Origin of the sequence: Desulfomicrobium apsheronum, from assembly GCF_900114115.1 — a bacterium.
Lineage (GTDB): Bacteria > Desulfobacterota > Desulfovibrionia > Desulfovibrionales > Desulfomicrobiaceae > Desulfomicrobium > Desulfomicrobium apsheronum.
In genome coordinates this window covers 46,812-70,947 of the sequence record NZ_FORX01000008.1, presented here as the reverse complement: position 1 = coordinate 70,947, position 24,136 = coordinate 46,812, and the positions used below count along the sequence as shown (strand labels likewise).

22 protein-coding genes are annotated in these 24,136 nt (G+C 62.1%); 12 read left to right on the top strand and 10 right to left on the bottom strand.

Annotated elements, in window-relative coordinates:
- Positions 1-129: 129 nt before the first annotated feature.
- From BMZ40_RS09560 to BMZ40_RS09550, 3 genes are read left to right on the top strand one after another with little or no spacing between them, the layout of a single operon-like run.
- Positions 130-1,347 (top strand): ABC transporter substrate-binding protein, encoded by a 1,218-nt coding sequence (locus BMZ40_RS09560; RefSeq protein WP_177193093.1) that lies wholly within the window; start codon positions 130-132, stop codon positions 1,345-1,347.
- Entirely contained in the window at positions 1,344-3,659 is a 2,316-nt protein-coding gene (locus BMZ40_RS09555; protein ID WP_092374644.1) for a PAS domain S-box protein, read from the top strand. The genes BMZ40_RS09560 and BMZ40_RS09555 overlap by 4 nt, the downstream gene beginning before the upstream one ends.
- Positions 3,660-3,714: 55 nt before the next feature.
- Positions 3,715-4,377: a phosphoadenosine phosphosulfate reductase family protein gene (locus BMZ40_RS09550; protein ID WP_092374833.1), complete on the top strand. Its 663-nt coding sequence runs from the start codon at positions 3,715-3,717 to the stop codon at positions 4,375-4,377.
- A 132-nt stretch (positions 4,378-4,509) separates the two neighbouring features.
- Here the strand turns inward: BMZ40_RS09550 and BMZ40_RS09545 are convergent, their stop codons facing one another.
- The 3 genes from BMZ40_RS09545 to cooS form a co-directional block, all read right to left on the bottom strand.
- Positions 4,510-5,187, bottom strand: coding sequence for a Crp/Fnr family transcriptional regulator (locus tag BMZ40_RS09545; RefSeq protein ID WP_092374641.1), 678 nt, complete (start codon positions 5,185-5,187; stop codon positions 4,510-4,512).
- A 134-nt stretch (positions 5,188-5,321) separates the two neighbouring features.
- Positions 5,322-6,098, bottom strand: a complete 777-nt coding sequence (locus BMZ40_RS09540) for an ATP-binding protein (protein ID WP_092374638.1) — start codon at positions 6,096-6,098, stop codon at positions 5,322-5,324.
- A gap of 72 nt (positions 6,099-6,170) precedes the next feature.
- The gene (gene cooS / locus BMZ40_RS09535) at positions 6,171-8,057 is read right to left on the bottom strand and encodes an anaerobic carbon-monoxide dehydrogenase catalytic subunit (RefSeq protein WP_092374635.1); all 1,887 of its coding nucleotides are present in this window, start codon (positions 8,055-8,057) and stop codon (positions 6,171-6,173) included.
- Between the two features lie 243 nt (positions 8,058-8,300).
- On the opposite strand from cooS, the gene ispG reads away from it, so the two are divergent.
- The 9 genes from ispG (at position 8,301) to dxs (ending at position 18,967) form a co-directional block, all read left to right on the top strand.
- Positions 8,301-9,395 (top strand): flavodoxin-dependent (E)-4-hydroxy-3-methylbut-2-enyl-diphosphate synthase, encoded by a 1,095-nt coding sequence (ispG, locus tag BMZ40_RS09530; RefSeq protein ID WP_092374632.1) that lies wholly within the window; start codon positions 8,301-8,303, stop codon positions 9,393-9,395.
- Between the two features lie 54 nt (positions 9,396-9,449).
- On the top strand, positions 9,450-10,541 hold the full coding sequence (locus BMZ40_RS09525) for an ADP-ribosylglycohydrolase family protein (protein WP_092374629.1): 1,092 nt from the start codon (positions 9,450-9,452) through the stop codon (positions 10,539-10,541).
- Positions 10,542-10,693: 152 nt separating this feature from the next.
- Complete coding sequence (locus BMZ40_RS09520) at positions 10,694-12,436, top strand: proline--tRNA ligase (RefSeq protein WP_092374626.1); 1,743 nt, start codon at positions 10,694-10,696, stop codon at positions 12,434-12,436.
- 195 nt (positions 12,437-12,631) lie between these two features.
- Positions 12,632-13,672 carry a PDDEXK nuclease domain-containing protein gene (locus tag BMZ40_RS09515; RefSeq protein WP_092374623.1) on the top strand — a complete coding sequence of 347 codons (1,041 nt, stop codon included), beginning with the start codon at positions 12,632-12,634 and terminating at the stop codon, positions 13,670-13,672.
- A 12-nt stretch (positions 13,673-13,684) separates the two neighbouring features.
- Entirely contained in the window at positions 13,685-15,055 is a 1,371-nt protein-coding gene (xseA, locus tag BMZ40_RS09510) for an exodeoxyribonuclease VII large subunit (protein WP_092374620.1), read from the top strand.
- Positions 15,052-15,927 (top strand): M23 family metallopeptidase, encoded by an 876-nt coding sequence (locus BMZ40_RS09505; RefSeq protein ID WP_092374617.1) that lies wholly within the window; start codon positions 15,052-15,054, stop codon positions 15,925-15,927. The genes xseA and BMZ40_RS09505 overlap by 4 nt, the downstream gene beginning before the upstream one ends.
- A 12-nt stretch (positions 15,928-15,939) precedes the next feature.
- A complete protein-coding gene (xseB, locus tag BMZ40_RS09500) occupies positions 15,940-16,167 on the top strand; it encodes an exodeoxyribonuclease VII small subunit (RefSeq protein WP_092374614.1) in 228 nt (75 codons plus the stop codon).
- On the top strand, positions 16,164-17,051 hold the full coding sequence (locus BMZ40_RS09495; RefSeq protein ID WP_092374611.1) for a polyprenyl synthetase family protein: 888 nt from the start codon (positions 16,164-16,166) through the stop codon (positions 17,049-17,051). The genes xseB and BMZ40_RS09495 overlap by 4 nt, the downstream gene beginning before the upstream one ends.
- An 8-nt stretch (positions 17,052-17,059) precedes the next feature.
- Complete coding sequence (gene dxs / locus BMZ40_RS09490) at positions 17,060-18,967, top strand: 1-deoxy-D-xylulose-5-phosphate synthase (protein ID WP_092374607.1); 1,908 nt, start codon at positions 17,060-17,062, stop codon at positions 18,965-18,967.
- Between the two features lie 121 nt (positions 18,968-19,088).
- On the opposite strand, the gene BMZ40_RS09485 is transcribed toward dxs, so the two are convergent.
- The 7 genes from BMZ40_RS09485 to BMZ40_RS09455 all read right to left on the bottom strand — a co-directional run bounded on the left by BMZ40_RS09485 (position 19,089) and on the right by BMZ40_RS09455 (position 23,972).
- Positions 19,089-19,511 (bottom strand): universal stress protein, encoded by a 423-nt coding sequence (locus BMZ40_RS09485; protein ID WP_092374604.1) that lies wholly within the window; start codon positions 19,509-19,511, stop codon positions 19,089-19,091.
- Between the two features lie 284 nt (positions 19,512-19,795).
- Positions 19,796-20,653, bottom strand: coding sequence for a pirin family protein (locus BMZ40_RS09480; RefSeq protein WP_092374601.1), 858 nt, complete (start codon positions 20,651-20,653; stop codon positions 19,796-19,798).
- 104 nt (positions 20,654-20,757) lie between these two features.
- Complete coding sequence (locus BMZ40_RS09475) at positions 20,758-21,144, bottom strand: hypothetical protein (RefSeq protein ID WP_092374598.1); 387 nt, start codon at positions 21,142-21,144, stop codon at positions 20,758-20,760.
- A 304-nt stretch (positions 21,145-21,448) separates the two neighbouring features.
- A complete protein-coding gene (gene queF / locus BMZ40_RS09470) occupies positions 21,449-22,270 on the bottom strand; it encodes an NADPH-dependent 7-cyano-7-deazaguanine reductase QueF (protein WP_092374595.1) in 822 nt (273 codons plus the stop codon).
- Between the two features lie 13 nt (positions 22,271-22,283).
- Complete coding sequence (gene queC / locus BMZ40_RS09465; protein ID WP_218143757.1) at positions 22,284-22,940, bottom strand: 7-cyano-7-deazaguanine synthase QueC; 657 nt, start codon at positions 22,938-22,940, stop codon at positions 22,284-22,286.
- Complete coding sequence (locus tag BMZ40_RS09460; protein WP_218143756.1) at positions 22,940-23,563, bottom strand: 7-carboxy-7-deazaguanine synthase QueE; 624 nt, start codon at positions 23,561-23,563, stop codon at positions 22,940-22,942. Before BMZ40_RS09460 ends, queC begins: the two co-directional genes overlap by 1 nt.
- Positions 23,556-23,972: a 6-carboxytetrahydropterin synthase gene (locus BMZ40_RS09455; RefSeq protein WP_092374585.1), complete on the bottom strand. Its 417-nt coding sequence runs from the start codon at positions 23,970-23,972 to the stop codon at positions 23,556-23,558. The genes BMZ40_RS09460 and BMZ40_RS09455 overlap by 8 nt, the downstream gene beginning before the upstream one ends.
- Between the last annotated feature and the right edge of the window lie 164 nt (positions 23,973-24,136).

Below are 24,136 nucleotides of genomic sequence, written 5' to 3'. Positions count from 1 at the left end.
TCGTACGCGGGTCTTGTGCTTGTCGGTGCTTGTAACGTATTTCGATGTAGGACAACTCAATTGAGATTGTCCGGCCTTGAGCCATGTTCGTGAGCATGCGGGGGCCTGTAGGCAATGCGGAGGGTGATCATGATGAGTCATGTGCGCAGGAATGGATTGTTTTCAAAGGATTGCGTTTTGCCTTCGAGGCTTGATGCCACGGATTTCATGATCCGTGCCGTGGTCGTGGCGGCTGTTTTTTTCTTGATGTCCACCACTTGTCAGGCTCAGTCGGTCCAGCCGATCAGGATCGGAAGCATTTTTGCCAAGACCGGGCCGGGCGCGGAGGAAAATTCCCCCAACTATCGCATGGTCACGCTCGCGGCAGGACAGATCAACGCAGAAGGGGGGCTCCTTGGACGCCCTGTCGAGGTGATCGAATTCGATACCGGGAGTACGGCCCTTGGAGCGCGGCAGGCCGCCGAGGCCGCCGTCAAGGCCAAGGTTTCGGCCGTCATCGGTCCTTCCTGGAGTTCGCAGGCCATGTCCATGGGCCCCGTGCTTCAGCAGGCGGGCATTCCCATGCTCGGCGCGACCACGACCGCTTCGGAGGTCACCGAAATCGGGGATTACATTTTCCGGGTCTGCTATACCGACGCGTTGCAGGCCAAGGCGCTGGCCGCCTTTGCGTATGACGATCTGAAAGCCCGGCGGGCCGTTGTGGTGACCATCGCCGGAGACGTCTACAGCGAAGGGCTGAGCTCGGGTTTCATCGAGCGTTTCGCCGCGCATGGAGGCAAGGTCGAATCGCAGTTGCGCTATCTTCAGAACGCCATGAACTTTGATGAGCAGGTCCGCGTCATTGGCGAGAAATCTCCGGATCTGATCCTGGTGGCCGGTTTCACCCGCGATTCGGGATTGTTCCTCAAGCAGGCCCGCAGTGCGGGTTTGGACATGCCTGTTCTGGGTGGGGATGGATGGACTGCTCTGGAGCACTACCCATATCTCGACCCGGCGAAGGGCGAAAACTATTATGTTTCCCACTGGCACCCCGATTCCGGGACGGAAGCCGGCCAAAAATTTCTGGCCCTCCTCTATCAGGAGTTCGGGCCGAATGCCCTGCAGATGATCGATGCCGGCAACGCCAACGCCTATGACGCCATGGGCCTGTTGGCCGACGCGATCCTGCGTGCCGGCGGCGATTCTCCGGCCGCCATCCGAAACGCCCTGGCCGCCACCGAAAAGTATCCGGGCGTGACGGGGCTCATCACCTTCAAGAATTCGCGCGATCCCCAGAAATCCCTGGTCGTCCTGCGCATCACCCCCGACAAGGTCGAATTCGTCAAGAGCGTGGATGCCGATCGATGAACAAAAGCATTTCCCAGCGCATGAACCAGGACATCCTGATCACTTTTGCCGTGATCGCGGTCCTCTTTGTCGCCCTGGGCAGTTTCATGCTGGTTCGATGGAAGGACGACAACATCCACATCGTCTGCCGCATTCTCGACACCCTGGTCGCCAGGGAACAGGACAGCCTGGCCAACGAGCTTTTCGAGCGGCGCATCCTGGCCCTCGACATGCGTCTGGCAGAGCTCAGCCTGGTCGAGGACGTGTTGCGGGTCGAGTTGTACCATGCGCGGGGGCTTCCCCTGGCCGCGGCCTCGCGGGGTGCGGCCACGGAGGTTTCTACGCCGATCGACATCGACGGTTGGGATCATGTCCGGGGTTATGCCTTTGATCATGACTTCTCGGCCTTGCGCTTCATCCGGCCGATCATCGCGGCGGGAGAAACCATCGGGTGGCTACGCCTCGACTACGATCTGTCTCTTTTGCGCAAACAGACGCTCAGTTTTCTGGCTTACATGTTCAGCATCCTGGTCATGACCCTGCTCTGTACGCAGTTGCTGCTGCGTCGCCGTTTGCGCAAGTCGGTGGTCAATCCCCTGCGCAAGCTGGGCGCGTCCATGCGGGAGATGAACAGCCAGACGCGTACATTCAACGTGCCCGTGCTGAAGGCTGACGAGGAAATCGCGAATTTGGGATTGGCCTTCCAGGAGTTGCTGGTGCGTCTGAACAGCTCCTACCGCGACCTCGATGAGGCGCATCAGGCCCTGGCCCGAAGCGAGCGGCGGCTTTCCCGCGCCGTTCTGGCAAGCTCCGACGGCATCTGGGAATGGTCCTTCGACACCGGTCAGGCCTATTTCAGCCCGCGCTGGTACGAGATGCTCGGCTACGAGGATCAGGAACTGCCCATGACCTTCCAGACCTGGAAGGATCTTTGTCATCCCGAGGATTTTCAGCAGGCGTACGAGCGGATTCAGGCCGTCGTGAATTCCAACGGGGGCAAATCGTACAGCTTTGAATTCCGCATGCACACAAAGGATGGGGAGTGGAGATGGGTTCTGGGGCGCGGCGATGTCATCGAGCGCGATGCCGACGGCAGGCCCCTGCTTGTGAGCGGGACGCACACCGATGTCACCGAGCGGCGTCTGGCCGAGGAGCGGCTCCGTCAGTCCGAGGAAAAATTCTCTCAGCTTTTCCGCCTCTCGCCCGATGCCATCGTGCTGCTCAACGTCGAGAGCGGACGCCTTGTTGACGTCAATGATTCCTTCACGAGCATATCCGGCTTCAGCCGTGAAGAGGCCCTGGGCAAGACGCTCCTGGAACTGGGCATTTATCGCAATCCCGGCGAGCGCGAGGAAATTTACAGGCGTCTTGCCCGTGAAGGCTTTCTGCGCGACTTTGAATTCGAAGCCCTGCACAAGGACGGCTCCACCGTGGTCAGCGCCATGACCTGCCAGACTTTGACGCTCGACGGGGTGCCGCATCTGCTGGCCGTACTGCGCGACATGACGCAGATGAAGAAGCTGCGCGAGGTCATGATCCAGAGTGAGAAGATGCGCTCGGTGGGGGGCATGGCCGCGGGCATCGCCCACGAGATCAACAATCCCCTGGGCATCATCCTGCAGGCGTCGCACAACCTGGTGCGCCGCACGCGGCCCGATTTTTCCAAGAACACCCAGGTTGCCCAGACCATCGGGCTGGATATGGAGCTCATGGCCCGGTACATGCGCGCCCGCAAGCTCGACCTCTTCATCACGGACATTCAGGAAGCGGCCACGCGGGCGGCTGGGATTATCCGGCGCATGCTCGATTTCAGCAGACTGGCGGAATCGGGCCGCTCCCAGTGCGATCTGCAGACCCTGATCGAACACTCCCTGACTTTGGCCAGGAATGATTACGATCTGAAAAAGTTCTACGACTTCAAGAAAATGGATTTGCGCATCTCCGTCGAGGAAGGGCTGGGCAAGCTGGCCTGCACCGAAACGGAGATCGAGCAGGTGTTTTTGAACATTCTGCGCAACGCGGCCCAGGCCATGGCCGAGGCCACCCCACCCGTCGAGAATCCGCGCCTTGAGATACGGGCGTCCAGAGTCGGCGATCGGGTCAGGATCGAGATCGAGGACAACGGGCCCGGTATGAATGCGGAGATCAGCCGTCGCATCTTCGAGCCTTTCTTCACCACCAAGCCGCCTGGCCAGGGTACGGGCCTGGGGCTTTCGGTGTCCTACTTCATCGTCACCAAGGGGCACGGCGGCACCATGGAGGTCGAATCCGAGCCTGGCCGGGGGACGCGTTTCATCATTGAACTTCCGTTCAAAAAACAAGGGCAGGAATGATGCGCTCATTTTTGGAATGCGCACGGGGCTTGATTGGCCCGGGGCGGGACGGGGCATGATTCTCTCCGAAAAAACGGCCCTTGCCAGGGCGCGCATGATCGAGGTGCTGGAACGCTTCGGCCCGGGCACGGCCGTGGGCTGGACCGGAGGCAAGGATTCGACCGTGGTGCTGGCCCTGTGGCGGGAGGTGCTGCGCGAACATGTCGCTGCTGCGCCGGTGCGGGCCCTGAACCTTGATACGGGATGCAAGTTCCCGGAAGTGTTGGCATTTCGTGATCGGCTGGCTGGCGAGTGGGGTATCGAGCTGCATATCGTGCGGCCCGATGTCGATCTGGTCCGCTATCCGCTTGCGGTGGATCCGGTGCAATGCTGCGGCGACCTGAAGATCCGTCCCCTGAACGAGGCCGTCGCGCGGCTCAAGATTCCGGCCCTGTTGACCGGCGTGCGCGCCGATGAGAACCCGGACCGGGCCGACCGGCCATGGCTGGAGGATCACGGCGATCACGTCCGGGCCCTGCCCATTCTGGAATGGACGGAGCTTGATGTCTGGACCTTCATGGTGCGCGAGGCCGTCCCGTGGTGCAGCCTCTACGACCAGGGTTACCGATCCCTGGGCTGCATGCCCTGCACCGTCCGGTCGGGCCGGGGAGAACGCTCGGGGCGGGATTCGGCCAAGGAGGAGCGGATGGGGCAGCTCAGGAGCCTGGGGTATTTCTAGGGTGTGACCCTCCAAGCTATCTCGGTGTCATTCCCGCGCAGGCGGGAATCCATGGCTTTTTTACGGAAGGCGGGGTGCGGCAGGGCGGCCGCGTCCCGGTTCGTTCCGGACGAGGACTGGAATGCCCGGGTCTCAGTTCTCCTGCGCCGCACAGGCCTCAAGCACCGCGATGTCGGGGATGCAGATGACGCCGCGCCCCTTGAGCTGAATGACTCCGTCCTTGGCCAGGACATTGAGCAGGGAAGACACGGTCTGGCGGGAGGAGCCGATGATGGTCGCCATCTGTTCCGTGTTCAGACCCAGGGAGACCATGCCGCCATCCTCGCATTGGCCGCAGTGGCGGCACTCCCGGCAGCGGGGCAGACGCCTCGCCTCGTAGACCAGAAATTCGATGAGTCGGTTGCGCACGTCCTTGAAGGCCAGGGTGTCGATGACCGTGATGGCGTGGGACAGAAGATCGCCCAGCACGTGGATCATGGCGGAGTTGAAGCTCGGCATGGAGCCGAGATAGCGACGGACCTCGGAAACGCTGGCGATGAGGATCTCCAGGTCGTCCAGGGCCTGCACGTAGGCCCGGGTGTGGGTCGCGTAGACATCCCCGGCGTCGAGCATGGCCATGGTGAATTCCTTGTCGCGGTAGGCAAGGTACACCCGGGCCCGCCCGGAGGTCACGATGAAGATCTGGTCTCCGGCCTTGGGCTCGAAGACCAGGGCTCCCCGTGCAAACTTCCGGGAGCTGAAGAGCTTGCGAACGGGAGCCATCTCCGGGCGATGGAGGTCTTGCAGCAGCGTGATTTCGGTCAGGCGCATGGGCGGCTCCGGCTTTCGATCCATGGAAAAAGGAATCCAGGCGCGAGATTCGGCCTGGATGCACTTCGCTTATTGCGGATTCATGCTGGTTTGCGGGCCATGTGTCCAGCGCCGTGGCTATGATGCCATGCGGTTCAGGGATTTTGAGCCATGGCGGCGAGCAACCGGGCGCACACGGCATCCACAAGAGGGCCGTCGGCCAGATTCAAAACGCTGGCCTGGGTCAGTTGCCGGTCGACCAGGCTCGGCAGGATCGGCAGATGCACCACGTTTTCGGGCAGTCCCGCCATGACGGGCAGCTCGGGTTCGCCGACGCCTCGGTTGACCGCCAGCACCTGCCGCGCAAGGCCCAGTTCTCCGGCCAGCGCCCCGACCCTGGCCGCCGTTTCGAGGGAGCGGCGGCTTGGTTCGCTGACCACCACCAGAGCATCGACCCCGGCCACGGTGCCCCGTCCCAGATGTTCCACACCGGCCTCCAGATCCACCAGCACGTAGTTTTCTTCCTGCAGCACCAGATGGGCCAGCACGGATTTCAGCAGAGCGTTGGCCGCACAGGCGCAGCCGTCCCCGGCGCCGGTGATGGAGCCCATGGTCAAAAGGCGCTTGCGGCCCGGACGGGGTCCGCTGGCATTGTGCACCGGCAGATCGACGCTGAGTTCTTCGGGCAGGTCGGAAACGTCGGGGTTGAGGCTCAGGTAGCCGCTGCCGATGCGCTCGCGGATCAGATCCTCGCGTGCGTATAGGGGCACGGGCAGATTTTCGGCTTCAAGGCCGCAGGCCTGGCCCAGGCTGAGCGCCGTGTCCGCGTCCACCAGCAGCACGTCGTGGCCCTGCCGTGCCAGATAATCTCCCAGCCAGGCGCAGAGTGTGGTCTTGCCTACTCCACCCTTGCCCGCGAATGCTATCTTCATGCGTTTCTCCTTGAGGATTGGGGGAGCAAAAGCTCCCCCGTTTGCGTCCATTCCAGGTTGGGCGGTGCCGGGCTAGGCCGACCAGCCCAGGGCCAGGCGCTTGGCCTTGATGCGTTCATCGATCAGTTCAGCGGCCTGCAGGGGGCCGGACTCCACGGCGAAGCACGCGCCGAAGACGTCGTCGAGCCCCTTCAGGGCCAGGGTCGTGATCATGGAGCTGCCCAGGATGTGCGGGGGCAATCCCAGATGGGTATAGACGCCGCTGGCCACGGCGTAGAGGCCGATGGCCGCCGCCTTTTCGGAGTACCACTCGGGCGCGCTGGCCGCCACGGGCAGGTCGCTGATGTCAAGGCCCGCGTAGTTGGCCAGCACGGCGCAGAGGTGCAGGATGCGGGAGTTGTCCACGCAGCTGCCCACGTGCAGTACCGGCGGGATGCCCAGCGCCCGGCAGATTTCAGCCAGGCCCGCTCCGGCCCGCGAGGCCGCTTCGGGCTCCAGGAGTCCGGCCTTGCCCATGGCCACCGTGGCGCAGCCCGTGGCCAGCACGAGGATGTCGCGCTTGATGAGCTCCTGGGCCAGATTCACGTGTACATGGTCGTGCTTGAGCTTGGGGTTGTTGCATCCTACGATGCCGACCACGCCGCGCACCTTCCCGGCCTGCAGGGCTTGCACCAGGGGCTCAGGGGTTCCGCCCAGGGCGCCCAGAATGGCTTCGTTGGAGAAGCCCGAGGTGATGGACATGGGCTTCGACGGAATCTCGACCTTGGCCGGGTCGCGCCGGGTGAAGGCCTCCACGGCCATGAGCACGGCTTCGCGCGCCTTTTCGCGGGCGTTGTTGTAGTGGAACTCCATGTGGATGCCGCCGGGGAACTTGGCCTTGTCCGAGGTGGATACGAACTTGGTGTGGTAGCAGCCGGCCACGTTGACCAGGCTCGGCATGATGCACTGGTAATCCACGATGACCATCTCCACGGCGCCGGTGACGATGGCCAGCTCGGTCATGAGGTGGTTCCCGGCCATGGGCACGCCCTGGCGCATGAGCAGTTCGTTGCCCGTGCAGCACAGGCCCGCGATGTTGATGCCGGCCGCGCCTTCCGCCTTGGCCTTGGCCAGGATTTCGGGCTCGCGCGCAGCGGCCAGGATCATCTCCGAGACGATGGGGCTGTGGCCATGGACCAGGATATTGACTTGATCCTCCTTGAGAACGCCCAGGTTGACCAAGGATTTGACGGGCTTTGGCGTGCCGAAGATGATGTCCGAGACCTCGGTGGCGATCATGGACCCGCCCCAACCGTCGGCCAGGGCCGTGCGGCTGGCATGCAGGCAGATGGAGACCGGGTCGCAGTCCACGCCCATGTGCGTGCGGTGCAGCATCTCCACGCATTCACGGTCGATGCCGCGTGGCGAACATCCGGTACGCGCCCAGATGTTCTTGCGCTTCTGCGGGGCGCGGCCGCTGAAGGCCACGTTGTGGGAGCGGCAGCCGTAGTCCTCGAAGAAAAGGTCGGCCAGGGCCTTGGCCCGTTCGCGCACCGAGAGCCCTTCGACCTCGATGCCCAGTTCCGTGCAGATGCGTTCGAGCTTGGCCTCGTCGCGGATGCCGTAGTCCGTGGTCTTGCCGTCGCCGATGGCGGCCAGCGTCTCCAGCAGGTCGCGTCCGTGATCCGAGTGCGCTGCCGCGCCGGCGGCCACGAAACGGCCGAAGTTGCGGGCCACGGTCAGGTCGCCGTCGGCGCCGCACACGCCGTATTTCTTCTTGGGCCCGCCGTTGGGGTTGATGCGGCAGGGGCCCATGACGCATTTGCTGCAGCTCAGCCCCTGTTCGCAGAAAGTGCAGTGGGGCGTCTGGTCTTTCAGCCGGTCCCAGATGAGGTTCACTCCCTCGCGTCCGGCCTTGGCGATCATTTTCTGAGCGTCTTCCCAGGGACTCAGATCCTGGATTTCTCTTTCCTTGGCCATGCTTGTCCTCCTTTTGGTTTCGCGGCCTTTCGCCGGACTTTGGGGTGATGGAATCCATCATGCCATTCTTTGTCGATTCACTTGGGCCATGCTAGACCATTGCACGATTTTATGTCTGTCGCCTAGCTGACAGCGGGGGGATATTTTCGGATTTCCCGTCCTTGGCTTTGAGAGTCAAATTCATTACGCTCCCCCGCCATGACAACCCCAGAAGCCTCCTTGCATCATTGTCCGGAACATTTTGTGGATACGCCCATCCCGGCTCCACGCGCCAGGACCCGCAGCCTGTTTGTGGGCGACGTGGGCATCGGCGGCGACAATCCCGTTCGCGTGCAGTCCATGACCAACACGGACACCCGCGATGTGGACGCGACTCTGACCCAGATTTCGGCCCTGGCCTCGGCCGGTTGCGAGATCGTGCGCCTGGCCGTGCTGGATCTTGAAGCATCCATGGCGTTGAAAAAAATCTGCGCCGCCACGCCCGTGCCGCTCATCGCGGACATCCACTTCGACTCCCGCCTGGCCGTGCAGGCCGTGGAGGCGGGGGTGCGGGGGCTGCGCATTAATCCCGGCAACATCGGCGGCGCGGACAAGGTCGATCGCGTGGTGCACGCGGCCCGCGCGGCCGGAGTGCCCATCCGCATCGGCGTGAACAGCGGTTCCGTGGACAAGGATCTGCTGCGTAAACACGGCGGCCCGACTCCGGCGGCCATGGTCGAGAGCGCCCTTGAACATGTGCGTCTGCTCGAAGAGAGAGGCTTTGACGCTATCAAGATTTCGCTCAAATCATCAAGTGTGCTCGGCACGGTGGCCGCGTATCGTCTCATGGCGAAAACTGTGGACTATCCGCTGCACATCGGCGTGACCGAGGCCGGGACGGCCATGCGCGGGGCGGTCAAGTCATCGGTGGGGCTGGGGATTCTGCTGGCCGAGGGCATTGGCGACACGCTTCGGGTGTCACTCACCGCCGATCCGGTGGAAGAGATGCTGGTGGCCTGGGAGATCCTGCGCGCCCTGGGCCTGCGGGCCAGGGGCCCGGAGATCGTGTCCTGCCCGACCTGCGGCCGCACCGAGATCGGGCTCATCGAACTGGCCGCCGCCGTCGAGGACCGTCTGCGCGGGGTGGAAGAGATCTTTACCGTGGCGGTCATGGGCTGCGTGGTCAACGGCCCCGGAGAGGCACGCGAGGCCGACATCGGCGTGGCCGGGGGGCGGGACTCGGGCCTCATCTTCCGCAAGGGCGAGGTCGTGCGCAAGGTGAAGGGCAGGGCGGAGCTGCTGCCCGCCTTCATGGAGGAGCTGGAAAAATTTCTGGATGAGCGGCGGGCCGGAGCATGAACCCGCGCCCACTTATGCCGACTGGCGCAATTGCTTGCTTTTCGGAGGTGAGACATGCCTGGTAAGGATTTTCAGGATCGTGCCATCGGGGCCGTCATGGGGGCTTTCATTGGGGACGCCCTGGCTCTTGGCCCGCACTGGTACTACAATCTGGACGATCTGCGCCGCGACTACGGCGACTGGATCGACGGCTACACCGCCCCCATGCCCGGCCGCTATCACGATGGTTTGCGGGCGGGCGAGCAGTCCCAGGCGGGGTTCATCCTCGAACTGACCCTGGCGTCCCTGGTGGAGCGCGGCGGCTACGATGCCGAGGATTTCTGCCAGCGCATGGACAATGAGCTCTTTCCCCTGCTCGACGGCACCCCCGTGAGCGGCCCGGGGGGCTACACCAGCCAGTCCATCCGCGAAGCCTGGCGGCGGCGGGTCAGGCAGAAGCTGCCGTGGGGGCAGACCGCAGGACAGGCCGACACCACCGAGGCCATCGAGCGCACCTTGGCCATCGCCGTGCGCTACGCCCTCGACCCTGCGCAGCTCGCCACCGCCGTGGCCGGTAACGCCGCCCTGACCCAGGCCGATGACGTGGTCCTGTCCATGACCGTGGCCTACGGCGCCGTGCTCGGGCAACTGGTGCAGGGTCATGCCCTGGACGCGAATATTTCGGACCGGCTCATGAAGCTGGTCAAGACCGGGGCGCTGCCGTTCCACGCCGTGACCCGCGAGAACCTCCAGCCGCCACGACCAGGCGACCCCGACCCGCCGCGCGCCGGGCGTTTCGCCTCGCCGGATGCGCTCCTGTCCCCGGCCTACATGGCCGCCGCAGCCGAGGACCCGGACGTGCGCATCGAACCGGCCTGGAAGGTTTCCTTGGTCTATGGCATGCCCTGCGCCATCTACCATCAGCTGCCCGCAGCGTACTATCTGGCGGCGCGCTTCCGCGACGACTTCGAATCCGCCGTGCTGCACGCCGTGAACGGCGGCGGGCAGAATCAGGCCCGCGCCATCCTGACGGGCGCCCTGGTCGGAGCCCAGACCGGATTTTCCGGCATTCCGTGGCGCTTCACCGACGGCCTCGTGCGCGGCACCGGCTTGCTGGAGCTTGCGGAGAGGCTTGCGGAGCAGGCGGAAGAAGAGGGGCAGGCCTAAGAATTGAACCGGCCGGACGAAAGTTGTCAGGCGGGCGCTTTTGCAGTTTTCGTGAGCAGCTTCACGTTTGTGACGGGCTGTCGCAAACGTGAACGAGAAATATATTTTTCAACATATTAATAAGTTATATCCATAGCGAGGAGACATCCCCCATGCTGTTCAGCAAATTCTACGTTCCCACCCTGAAAGAAACCCCGGCCGAGGCCGAGGTCATCAGCCATAAGCTCCTGCTGCGCGCGGGCATGATCCGCAAGCTGACCAGCGGCATCTACACCTACATGCCGCTGGGCCTTCGCGCCATCAACAAGGTCGCAAACATCGTGCGTGAGGAGATGAACCGGGCCGGGGCCCAGGAAATCTCCATGCCCATGGTGCAGCCGGCCGACCTGTGGCAGGAGAGCGAGCGCTGGGATTTCTACGGCAAGGAGCTCCTGCGTCTGAAAGACCGTAACGGCCGCGACTACTGCCTCGGACCCACGCATGAAGAGGTCATCACTGATCTTGTTCGGGGCGAGGTCCGTTCCTACCGGCAGTTGCCCATCAACCTGTACCAGATCCAGACCAAGTTCCGCGACGAGATCCGCCCGCGCTTCGGCCTCATGCGCGGCCGCGAGTTCATCATGAAGGACGCCTACTCCTTCGACAAGGACGACGAGGGCGTAAACGCCAGCTACCAGGCCATGTACGACGCCTACGAGCGCATCTTTACCCGCCTGGGCCTGGAGTTCCGCGCCGTCAGCGCCGACTCGGGCGCCATCGGCGGCAGTTTTTCGCACGAGTTCATGGTCCTGGCCGACACGGGCGAGGACACCCTGGCCGTGTGCACGTCCTGTTCCTACGCGGCCAACCTCGAGAAGGCCGAGACAAAGCCCCAGCCCATGTGCACGCAGACCTGCGCCGCGTATGAGCAGGTGACCACTCCGGGCAAGCACACGGTGGAAGACGTGGCCGGGTTCCTGGCCGTGTCCACGACCCAGGTCATCAAGACCCTGCTCTTCGACGTGGACGGCAAATCCGTGGCCGTGCTGCTGCGCGGCGACCGCGAGGTCAACGACGTGAAGCTGAAAAACCTCCTCGGCGCGACCAACGTCGAACTGGCCACCCCGGAACAGGTCGTGGCCTGGACCGGCGCGCCCGTGGGCTTTGCCGGGCCGGTCGGCCTTTCGGTCGACGCCATCTACGCGGACCACGAGATCGCGGCGGGCACGGATTTCGTCTGCGGAGCCAACGCCGCCGACGCGCACCTTGTTCACGTTGACCCGCGCCGCGACATCACCCTGTCCACGGACGCCGCGCCCATGGGCTACGCGGACCTGCGCTCCATCACCCTGGACGACCCCTGCCCGGCCTGCGGCGGCTCCCTGACCATGCCCAAGGGCATTGAGGTCGGCCATGTCTTCAAGCTCGGGACCAAGTATTCCAAGTCCATGAATGCGACTTTCCTGGACGAGAACGGCAAGGAGCAGGTCCTCATCATGGGCTGCTACGGCATCGGCGTGAGCCGCGTGGTGGCCGCCAGCATCGAGCAGAACAACGACGCGAACGGCATGATCTTCCCGCCGTCTATCGCCCCCTTTGAAGTCAACATCCTGGCCATGTCCACCAAGGACGAAAAGGTCATGACCATGGGCCGCGAAATCCACGACTGGCTGGAGGGCCAGGGCATCGACACCCTGTTCGACGACCGCGATGAACGTCCGGGCGTCAAGTTCAACGAGGCCGACCTGCTGGGCTCCCCCATGCAGATCGTCATCGGCGGCAAGGGCCTGGAGCGGGGCGTGCTTGAGGCCAAGAACCGCAAGACGGGCGAGAAGCGCGAGCTGTCCGTGGCGGATTGGCGGAATGCGATTCTGGAATGGCGCAAGGAAGTGATGAAGGAGTGGGGACTGGCATAACCTGCCGCCGCAGCGAGCCGGACTGATGCGACACTGTCGCGCCGGTCCGGCCCAACGGATATCATCCAACATGCACATATTCTCCGTCCGCACCCTCACCCAAGCCGTCAAGGATGTCCTTGAGGGCAAATACATCCTCACAATCACCGGTGAGACCTTCCAGTTACCCGGTAAGCGGAGAGCAGGGATCGTAGCATGAAAAAGCCTGTACTGCCGGAGACGGCTGATTCAACCAGTCTCGTGAATACGCTCCGGGACTTGATCCGTCAGTCGCGGCAGCAGGTGCTGCGCAGCGTTGATACCATACAGGTGCAAACGTATTGGCAGATCGGCAGGCATATCGTTGAGTTCGAACAGGGCGGGCAGGCTCGAGCTAATTATGGTAAGCGGTTGTTATCCAATTTGGCGGACGCGCTGACCCAGGAATTCGGCAAAGGGTTTGATGAGCGTAACTTACGGAATATGCGGGCTTTTTTTCAGTGCTTCCCAAATTGGAACGCAGTGCGTTCCGAATTGAGCTGGACGCATTATCGCCTGCTGCTGCGGGTGGATTCAGCGGAGGCCCGCAACTGGTATATGGACGAAACGGCGGGGCAGAATTGGAGCACGCGGGTTTTAGAGCGGCAGATAGGCACCTTGTTTTACGAACGCCTGTTGTCCAGCAAGGATAAGCAGAGGTTGCTCGAAGATTCCCGAGAGCAGATGCGGTCGGAGATCGGTTCGCCACGTGATTTTGTACGCGATCCGGTCATGTTGGAATTTCTGGGCGTTCGTGATTTGGCAGGGTTGCTGGAGTCTGATTTGGAGCAGGCGCTCATGAACAAGCTCCAGCAATTTCTGCTGGAGCTTGGCAAGGGCTTTGCCTTTGTCGCACGTCAACAGCGCGTCAGCACTGAAACGCAGGATTTTTATATTGACCTCGTGTTCTATAATTATGTGCTCAAGTGTTTTGTGTTGATCGATCTGAAGACAGGTCATCTTTCGCATCAGGACATCGGTCAGATGGACATGTATGTGCGTCTGTATGACGATTTGCGACGCGGGGAGGGCGACAACCCGACTGTTGGGATATTGCTGTGCGGCAGCAGGGATCACTCGGTTGTCAGGTATTCAGTATTGCATGAAAGCGAACATCTATTCGCCAGTAAATACAGGTTGGTGCTGCCGAGCGAAGAGGAACTGCGCCGGGAACTGGACCGAGAAACTCAGGCCGCGCAGGCGCGGCAAAGCGAATAAAAGAAGCCGTCCATGCACATATTCTCCGTCCGCACCCTCACCCAAGCCGTCAAGGATGTCCTTGAGGGTGAGTTTCCTTTTGTCTGGGTGCGTGGGCAGGTTTCGAACCTTTCCAGGCCTCCGTCCGGGCATGTGTATTTTTCCCTCAAGGACGATGACGCCACCCTGAGCGTGGTCTGGTTCAAGGGGGCTCAGCCCAAGGGCGCCGCTGACGGCGGCGAGCGGGTCAATCCTGTCACCGGAGAGGTTGAGAGCGGAGAGCCTTTTCAGCTTTCCGACGGGCAGGAAGTGCTCGTGGCCGGACGCATGAACGTGTATCCGCCGCGCGGGGCCTATCAGCTCGTGGCGGAGCTTGTGCAGGGGCAGGGCATGGGCGAGCTGGCCGTGGCCTTCGAGGCCATGAAGGCCAAGCTGGCCGGCAAGGGGTATTTCGATCCGGACCGCAAGATGACGCCGCCGCGCAATCCGCGCCGGGTGGCCGTGGTCACGGCCCCCCAGGGTGCGGCCTTGCAGGATTTTTTGCGTATCGCCGGTGAGCGGGGATATGGCGCCACCATTAGGGTGTACCCGAGCCTGGTGCAGGGCGAGAGCGCTTCGGCCCAGATTTCCGCCGCACTGGACCGCGCCGACCGCGACGGTTGGGCCGAGGTCATCGTGCTCATTCGCGGTGGCGGCTCTCTTGAGGATCTGTGGGCCTTCAACACCGAACCCGTGGCCGAGGCCATCTTCCGCTCACGACTGCCCGTGGTCTGCGGGGTCGGGCATGAGGTGGACACGACCATCGCGGACCTGGTGGCGGATCAGCGCGCGGCCACGCCCTCGCACGCGGCGCAGCTTTTGTGGACCGAGCGCGGCGTGCTGCGTCAGCAGACCGACGAGATTTTCCTGGCCTTGACCCGAGGCATGGACCGTTTGCTGGACGCACGTGAGCGGAGCCTGCAACTGCAGGTGCAGGGGCTGAACTGGCATTCTCCGGCCCGGCGCATCGAGCGCTGGGGCTTTGAGCTGGAGCGGCTTCAGGACCGCCTGCGTCAGGCCGCCCGGACGCAGATGGAAAGTCGTGCCACGACCCTGGCGCGTCTGGAGGATCGCATGCACCGCTCCTTTGGCCCGGCCGCATTGCTCTCCCTGCGATCCGATCTGGATCGCGCCGACGCGGCCCTGGAGCAGGCCGGAGCACGTTTTGTGCGCATCCGCCTGGAGGTCCTGCGCGGACTTGAGGGCCGCCTCGCCGCTCTTGACCCGGCCGCTCCGTTGGCGCGAGGCTACGCTTTGGTTCGGGGATCGGCCGGTTTTGTGCGTTCGCGAGAAGATGTGCGGGCGGGGGATGAAATCCGCGTGCAGGTCGCGGACGGGGAATTTTCAGCGGAGGTGCTGCCATGATGTTGCGATGCGTTCTTTTTTTCATGCTTGCGTTCTTGACGTTTCCGGTCATGCAGGGTGCTGCCCTGCACGCCGCGCAGCTTCGTCTGGAATGCCCCGAGGTCATCGGCATTGGCCTGCCCTTTGTGGTCAGGGTCGAGTCCGACGCGCCTCTGGACAGGCTTCGCGTGGAGTGGGCCGGGAAGACGCTGCAAGTCCCGGGGGCCGGGAAATCGAGCGTGGAATTCCTGCTCGGCACGGATGTCCTGAAGTCCAAACCCGGCACCGAGACCCTGCGTATCCTCAAGCTGGGCCTTGATCCCCTGGCCGTACAGACCTCGATCCTGATCGAGGATCGCGAATTTCCCGAGCAGCGCCTGACCGTGCCGACGGAAATGGCCAGCCCTCCGGCGGCGGTGCAGGAGCGTATCGCGAGGGAAAATGCCGAGGTGCGCGCGGTCCTGGCCACGGTTTCGCCGGATAACCACCTGGTCCTGCCGTTCATGCGCCCCGTTCCGGGCGGAGTGAGCAGCGCCTACGGCCTGAAGCGATTTTTCAACGATCTGGAACGCAATCCCCACCGCGGACTCGATCTGCGGGCCGCGCTGGGAGATCCCGTGCGGGCCGCCGCGCCCGGGCGGATCGTGCTGGCTGCGGATCACTATTACGGCGGGCGTTCTGTTTTTCTTGATCACGGTCTGGGGGTGTTCACGGTCTACATGCATCTGGACGAGTTCAAGGTCAGCCAGGGCGACATGGTCGAGGCCGGGGAAGTCATCGGACTTGCGGGCCAGACCGGGCGGGTCACCGGTCCGCATCTGCATCTGGGCCTTTATGTGCTCGATCTGGCGATGGATCCGGCGGCTCTCTTTTTCACAAATTCCGTCCAATAAAAAAGGCAAGACATGGCTAAAACACAGCAAACTTTCGAAAAGCGGCTGGAGCGGGTCAAGGAGATCACGGCGCTGCTTGAAGGCGGGGACCTGCCTCTTGAGCAGGGCGTGAAGCTCTTTCAGGAAGGCGTGCGTCTCTCCAGGGAGTGCGGCGCGGAACTTGAGCAGGCCCGCATTATCGTGGAGAGCGCCGGTCAGGAGCCCTCGGCGGAGTCCGGTGTATCGGGAGACGAGGCATGAATCCGCGAGAAATGAAGGTCGAACTTGGGGCTCTTGGCGCCCTGGTGGAATCCCGCCTGGGCACGATTTTCAGCGACGGCCGGACCCCCGCAATGCTGGCCGCCTCCATGAACTATTCGCTCATGGCCGGGGGCAAGCGGCTGCGTCCGGTGCTCTGTCTGGCCTGGGCGGAACTGGTCGGAGGCCGGGAGGACAAGGTGCTTGATTTCGCCTGCGCCATCGAGTGCATCCACACCTATTCCCTCATTCATGACGACCTGCCGGCCATGGACGACGACGACCTGCGCCGGGGCAAGCCCTCCAATCACAAGCAGTTCGACGAAGCCACGGCCATCCTGGCCGGAGACGGCCTGTTGACCGAGGCCTTCACCCTGGCCTCGTCGCTTGAACTGCAACCGGACAGAATCCTCAAGGCCATTTTTCACCTCTCGACTGCTGCCGGTCCGCGTGGCATGGTCGGCGGCCAGGTTTTGGACATGGGCCTGACCGGCAAGACCGCAAATCTGGCGCAACTGCGCGAGATGCATGCCAAGAAAACCGGGGCGCTGATCGAGACATCCTGTGTCACGGGCTGCATTCTTGGCGGTGGCGGCGATTCCGACCAGGCCTTGGCCTCGGAATACGGCCGGGCCATCGGGCTGGCCTTTCAGGTCACGGACGATATCCTGGACGTGGTCGGGGACGAGGCGGCCCTCGGCAAGCCTGTGGGCAGTGACGAGGCCCAGGGCAAATCGACTTATCCGGCCCTGCTAGGCATTGACCAGAGCCGGGTTCTGGCCAGACAGAGCGTGGATCAGGCCTTGGCCGCGCTGTCGGGATTTTCGCACCCCCGCGCCGATTTTCTGCGGGCCGTGGCCCTCTATATTTTGGATCGAACGCATTAGGAGCATAAATGACTGAGCAAACCCTGCAGGAACTTTTTCCCACTCTGTTCGCCATCAAGAGTCCCGGCGATGTGCAGACCCTGGATGAAAAGGAACTGACCAGGCTTGGCGAAGAGATTCGCCGCATGATCATTCAGACCGTGTCCGCCACGGGTGGACATCTGGCCCCGTCTCTTGGCGTGGTCGAACTGACCATGGCGCTGTTGCGCGTCTTCAATCCCACCCGCGATCGCATCGTCTGGGACGTGGGTCATCAGGCCTATGCCTACAAGCTCCTGACCGGCCGCCTGGATCGTTTCCACACCCTGCGCCAGTTGGACGGCATCAGCGGTTTTCCCCGCATTTGTGAGAGCCCTTACGACCACTTCGGCGTGGGCCACTCCTCGACCTCCATCTCCGCAGCCCTGGGCATGGCTGCGGCCCGCGACCTGGCTCATCAGGACCACAAGGTCGTGGCCGTCATTGGCGACGGCTCCATGACCGCCGGGCTCGCATACGAGGGCCTCAATCAGGCCGGCGGATTGGGCAAGGATCTGGTGGTGGTGCTGAACGACAACGAGATGTCCATCTCGCGCAATGTCGGGGCGCTGTCGTCATTCCTCAGCCGGAAGCTGTCCAAGCGCTGGGTGCAGCGGTTCAAGAAGGAAGCCGAGAGCATCATGCGTCAGATTCCGAAGATCGGCGACGACATCGCCGAATACGCCCGTCGCAGCGAGGACTCCCTGAAGAGCTTCTTTACGCCGGGCATGCTTTTCGAGGCTTTTCGCTTTACGTATATCGGTCCCTTGCAGGGGCACGACATGCGCATGCTGACCAACGTGTTCCAGCAAACCAGGGAGCTTGAGGGACCGATTCTGGTTCATGTCCTGACCAAGAAGGGCAAGGGCTACGCGCCCGCCGAAACCAATCCGACCTTTTATCACGGCGTGGGTTGTTTCGAGCCAGAGACCGGCGCGGCCCGAAAGTTCGACGCCTGCTCGCTGCCGAGCTACACTGAGGTTTTCGGTTCCACCCTGTGCAAGCTGGCCGAGAAGGACGAGCGCGTCGTGGCCATCACCGCCGCCATGCCCGAAGGCACCGGAGTGAGCTGCTTCGCGGATACATATCCGGAACGTTTTTTCGATGTCGGCATCTGCGAACAACACGCCGTGACCTTTGCCGCCGGGTTCGCCTCCCAGGGCATGAAGCCTGTGGTCGCCATCTATTCGACCTTCATGCAGCGCTCCTACGATCAGATCGTGCACGACGTCTGTCTGCAGAATCTGAACGTGACCCTGTGCCTGGATCGGAGCGGTCTGGTGGGGGAGGACGGAGCCACACATCACGGCGTCTTCGACCTGTCTTTTCTGCGCCACATCCCCAATCTGGTGGTCATGGCTCCGCGCAATGAACCCGAATTGCAGCACATGCTGGCCACGGCCCTGGCTTTTGAAGGCCCCGTGGCCCTGCGTTATCCTCGCGGAGTGGGCGAAGGCGCGCCTCTGGTTCAGACGCCGATGATCCTGCCCATCGGACAGGGTGAACTGCTGCGCGAGGGCACGGATGGAGTCGTCGTGGCGCTCGGCAGCCGGGTCAATCCCGCGCTGGAAGCGGCGCGTATGCTGTGTGAGGAGACTGGCAAGGAAGTGGCCGTGTTCAACGCCCGTTTCGTCAAACCCCTGCCCGAAGAGCAACTGCTGGCCTTGGCCGCATCGCAGCCCTTCATGCTTCTGGTCGAGGAGAACGCCTTGCCCGGAGGGTTCGGTTCCGCTGTGCTTGAGCTTTTGGCCGATCACGACGCGCTTTCAAACCTGCGCGTGAGACGCCTTGGCGTTCCCGACCGGTTCGTCGAGCACGGCAGCCAGAAGGAACTGCGGGTCAGGCTGGGCATCAACAGGGACGGTATCTTGAATGCGTTGCATACGCTGGCGTGCTGATTTTCAGCATCCCTTTCCGATTCGGCGCAGCAAGCGCCGGTACACGTCAAAAAGCCCGATCAAATCGGGCTTTTTGACGTGGTGACGTGCCGGTCTGTGCCCGGGATCACGCCTGTCCTGCTTATTTCTTGATGACCATGACCGAGCATGGGGAGTGCGAAACAACCTTGCTTGAGACGCTGCCGATGAGGAAGCGTTCAACCGCTCCGGCCCCCTTGTTTCCGATGAATATGAGGTCGATTCCGTTCTTTTCGGCATATTCGACGATGGCGTCGGCTGGAGACGGGCTTTCCTGCACGACCACATTCACCTTGGCGTCGGCGGCCGTGGCCTGATCCTTGATGCGCTGCACGGTTTCCTGAACGCCTTGGCGTATCTTTTCCTGAAACTCCCCTGAAAGTTCTCCAAGATACAGGTTGTTGTAGGGCGCGGTGGAAATGGTCAGAGCCGTGAGTTCCGCGTTTTCCTTGGCCGCGGTTTCCATTGCTTTCTTGAGCACCAGAGTTGCGTAGGTCGATTGATCGAGAGCCGCCAGGATCTTCATGCTTTCATCCTCCTTTAATACAGGTTTGTCTTATCCTCCATGCAAGGCAAAATCACGTCGTCTGTATCAAGCGAGAAATAGTGTGGAAGTATCGCGGATTGAACTGTCGGAAGTCGCTCAGACGATGTTTTGTAAAAAACATAACTCTCCCGGCGTCTTTTGGCAACGTTTGACAAAAAAATGAATCGCTTGGGGTCGATCGCTTCGGAAACCAACAGGCCGGGGTGCATCAATGCGGGTGATAAAAAGCTTGCAGACCCGTACTTTCCGGGTCTGCAAGCTTTTTAGAGGGGCTGGTTGACGGGGTGCTTGATGAAAGTTCCTTCGTGGTATTCCTTGAAGGCAAGGTCGAGCTCGGCCTTGGTGTTCATGACGATGGGCCCGCGCCAGGCGATGGGTTCGCCCAAAGGGAGCCCGCTGATCAGCAGGAAACGGATGCCTTCCGGACCTGCCTTGACGGCCAGGGAGTCCCCGGGTCCGAAGAGGACCAGGTCGCGGTTGGTCACCGCTTGGCCTTCCACCGTGCCCCCGCCTTCGATGACGTAGATGAATGCGGTGTGGTCGCCGGGCAGGGCGTGGGTGAATCCGATCCCGGAGGGGACGAGGCAATCCAGATACTTCGGCTGGATGACTATGTCGTCCATGGGGCCGTGCACGTCCCCGACTTGACCGGCGATGACCTTGATCAGCGTGCCGTCGTCAAGGGTGGTCTGGGGGATCTGCGCAGCGGTCAGTCCACGGTAGCGCGGAACCATCATTTTTTCGGCCGCCGGCAGATTGGCCCAGAGTTGAAAGCCGTGCATGGAGCCGTTTGCGTCGCCTTTAGGCATTTCCTGATGGACAATGCCGGAGCCCGCAGTCATCCATTGCACGTCGCCGCTGGAGATGACGCCCGTGTTGCCCATGCTGTCGCCGTGTTCGACATCTCCCTTGATGACATAGGTGATGGTCTCGATGCCCCGGTGCGGATGCCACGGGAAGCCGCGTTTGAAATCCTCGGGCCTGTCGGACCTGAAGTCGTCGAACATGAGGAAGGGGTCGAAATCAGGGGCTTCGTAATAGCCGAAAACCCGTCGCAGCTTCACTCCCGCTCCTTCGGTCACGGGTTCCCCCTTGTAGATGGCTTTGATCGCTCGTCGCATGATCGCTCCCGGTTATGGCGTGTCCGCTTGTAACGCCGGTTCAGGAAAAGAGCGCCTAGTGTCCACGGCGCTTGCGGTTCTGGTTGCACGGATCGTCACGGAGATCAGTTTCTGCGCGGTCCCGGAACCTGGAATATTTTTATTTCGGTCTTGTCCGGTTGCTTGGTGACCAGATGTTTGTGCCTGTTCAGGGCCCGCTCGGTCAACAGCAGCATGATGGCGGGCAAATCGGATTCCTCGTGCATCCTGTTGAAATCATCGTCTTCCCGCAATCTTTGGCTGACCTGATAGCCCTGTTTTTCTTCAGGATCGAGCACCACGTCTCCGGGCTCGATTTCAATCTGATCCCCGATGGCCTTGTTCAGGAAATCAAAAATCGTTCGTTCATAAAATTTCTTCACGTCTTCCGTTGACTCGGCCGCATCGATCTGGCTTCGAAAATGCGGCTCCACCTCACGCTGCTGCGCTTTGAAAGACAATTGTCGTGTCATGCCGACCTCCGTGAAAAAAAGTGAAAGGACCAATGAAAACAGTTGCCTGTAACCAGGCTTACGCAAAGGGATGAGCAGAAGGGCGGTGTGGAAATGGGGCTGCGCGGGGTGATGCAATCGGAATTTGCTGGTTTATGAATCCATAGCGCGGGGGGGAATATTTGGCAATGCCGCGTCCAAATGAGCCGCAAACTCTGAACTTTCGGAGGGTTAGGACGCCTGAACCGCGAGGGTCGATTCGCGGATCAGGCAGTGTGCCATGATTTCAGGATCGGCTTAAAAGCGTGGTGTGCGCGGGCTGATTTTATTGGCGGGGATCGCGCGGATTCGGCCACGGACCGGGGCGGGTCGATCGGACAGGACTTATGTCCAGGCCGCCGCGCCGGGTGAAACGCGCGCTGACCTCAAGCTCCTGCGCACCGCAGTGCCGGTGGATGTCGGCATGAATCTTCTCCACGCAGGCCTCGTGAAAACCCTGATGTTCCCGGTACGAGACAAGGTAGCGCAGCAGGCCGTCGTGCAGGATGCGCGGACCGGCATAGGTGATGCGCAGCGTGGCCCAATCCGGCTGGCCGGTCACAGGGCAACAGGAGCGGAACAGCCGGGTGAAGAGGGTTTCGCGCGCAGAGTCTGACGCGGTTCCGAGTAGGGCCGCATCGGGTTCATAGGTGAAGTCCGTGATGTCCAGCCCGTCGATGCATGTTCCTTCGGGCTCGGCCAGCGTGCATTGCGAGAACTCTTCAGCGGCGATGATCCGTACCGTCACATCCGCTCCGGCGGCCCGCGAGAGATCGCGCGTCATGGTCAGGCGAAGTTCGTCAGCGCTTTCAAGGGCGGTCATGTTGAAGGAGTTGCAATAGAGCTTGAGTGATTTCGATTCGATGAGGCAGGGCGAGTTCCATGGCACCCGCACTTCGGCCATGGCCACCAGCGGCTTGCCTGACGCGTTCAGCCAGGAGAGCTCGAAGATGTTCCAGATGTCCACGCCATGGCCGAAAGTTTCCGCGCCTTCGATCCCGGCTGCCTCGCGCCCGAGGGACCGGGGGATGGGACAGAGCTGGTCCGGATCGTAGCGCCGATTGTAATCCACCTGTCTGCCAAGAACCATGCGGCTTGAATGGGGCATTTTTGTCTCTCCCTTATTTTAGGTATCGCGTCGGATCGAGGCCCTGGTCGTGACGCAGGGCGAATTTACGCTCATCGCAGGCACCGCAGGTCCCGCAGTGCAGTTCCCCACCCTTGTAGCAGGTCCAGGTCCGGGCGAAATCAACGCCCAGGGTTCGTCCCAGGTCGCCGATTTCGCGTTTGTCCATCGCGGAGAAGGGGAATGCCACACGCACCGCGTCGTCCGTGCCCAGCCTTGCGGCCTCATCGATGGCTGCGTTGAACTCAGGCCGGCAGTCGGGATATATGTGATGATCCCCTGAATGCGACCCGATGAGCACGCGGGAGGCCCCGACGGATTCGGCGTAGCCCACGGCGATGGCGATGAGGATGCCGTTGCGGAACGGGACCACGGTACTTTTCATCGAGTCCGCGTCGTAGGCGCCTTCCGGGATGGCTTCTCCCGACTGAAGCAGGGATGAGGCGAAAAGTTCGTTGATGAACGGCAGCCCGACAACCTTGTGCCCCACGTTCAGGCGTGCGCAGATTTCCCGCGCCATGGGCAGTTCGCGCGGGTTGTGTTTGGAGCCGTAGTCGAAACTCAGCGCCGCGACCCGTGTTCCAAGCGAGAGTTCATGAGCCAGAAGGACGGCGGAATCCATGCCGCCGGAGAGGACGATCACCGCATCCATCATACACCCCTTTTGTCGTTGAATGTCAGAACATGCAGGCGCGCCGAGAAATTGAAGCCGTGGCGCACGCACAACTCCCAGACAGGAGCCATGCGGCGCATCTGATCCTGTCTTGTTGCTCCAAGAGGCATGAGCCAGACCTTGCGGGCATCGATGCCGTGGGCGGCGACGAAGTCGAGCACAGGGGAGATGTCCTCCTCGACCACGAACTTGAAGGCGTCCGCCCGGGACAAGGAGTCCGGATCAAGCACCGGTGCGTGGAGTGGTTTGGGGGAACAGACCACAAAACCTCCGGAATTAGCCGGGATGCCCGCCTTGCCGCTGGTTTCGTACTGCACCTGACGGCTGGAGGCACCAAGCGCACGGGCCAGTCGCTCAAGCCCCGTGTCCCACTGCAGAAAGGGTTCGCCGCCGGTGATGACCACAAGCGCCCGAGGATGCCGGGCGATTTCGTCTTCGATGGCTTCCACGCTCATGCGGCGTCCGCCTCCGAGGGCTTGCGGAGTGTCGCACCATTCGCAAAATGGCGGTACGCACCCGGCCAGGCGGACAAAGACGGCAGGCCGACCCGCAAGCGGGCCTTCACCTTGCAGGGAGACGAATATTTCGCTGACCTCAAGCATGTTCACCTCCATCCCGGGACCGGGTAGCCCAGGCGGTCTGGGTCTCGAAAACCGTGACCTGCTCAAGCCGGAAACGGTTGGAAACCAGGGCGCGGTCGAGGGTCCTGAAGATGTGCTCGGCCATGTTCTCGGCCGTGGCAGGCAGGTCGTGATATTCGGGAAGGTCGCTCAGATCCGCGTGATCGTAGCGGCTCAGGACCTCTCGCTGGACAATGCCCTTGAGTTCCCCGAAATGCAGGATCATGCCCGTTTCGTCCGGCCGTCCGGCAAGCTGGACCTGTAGCCGGTAGGTGTGGCCGTGGAGACGGGCGCAGTTGCCGTAGATGCGCAGGTTGTCTGACTCGGAGAGGTTGCGAAGATGCAGCCGGTGGGCCGCATGAAAGGAGAATTCTTTGGTGATAGTGAGCATATGAGCCACCTATGAGCCCGACAGTTTCGTGCCGGGGGTGAGGGAGAATTTCTAAAGCGGGTTGCCACTTGTCCGCTGCCTTGAAACAGGGCTGCTGAATGAAAATAGGCGGCAAGTCAAGGCGTGTTCGAGGCAGCGCAATGCCGTCTTCCTGATTTGAAGGT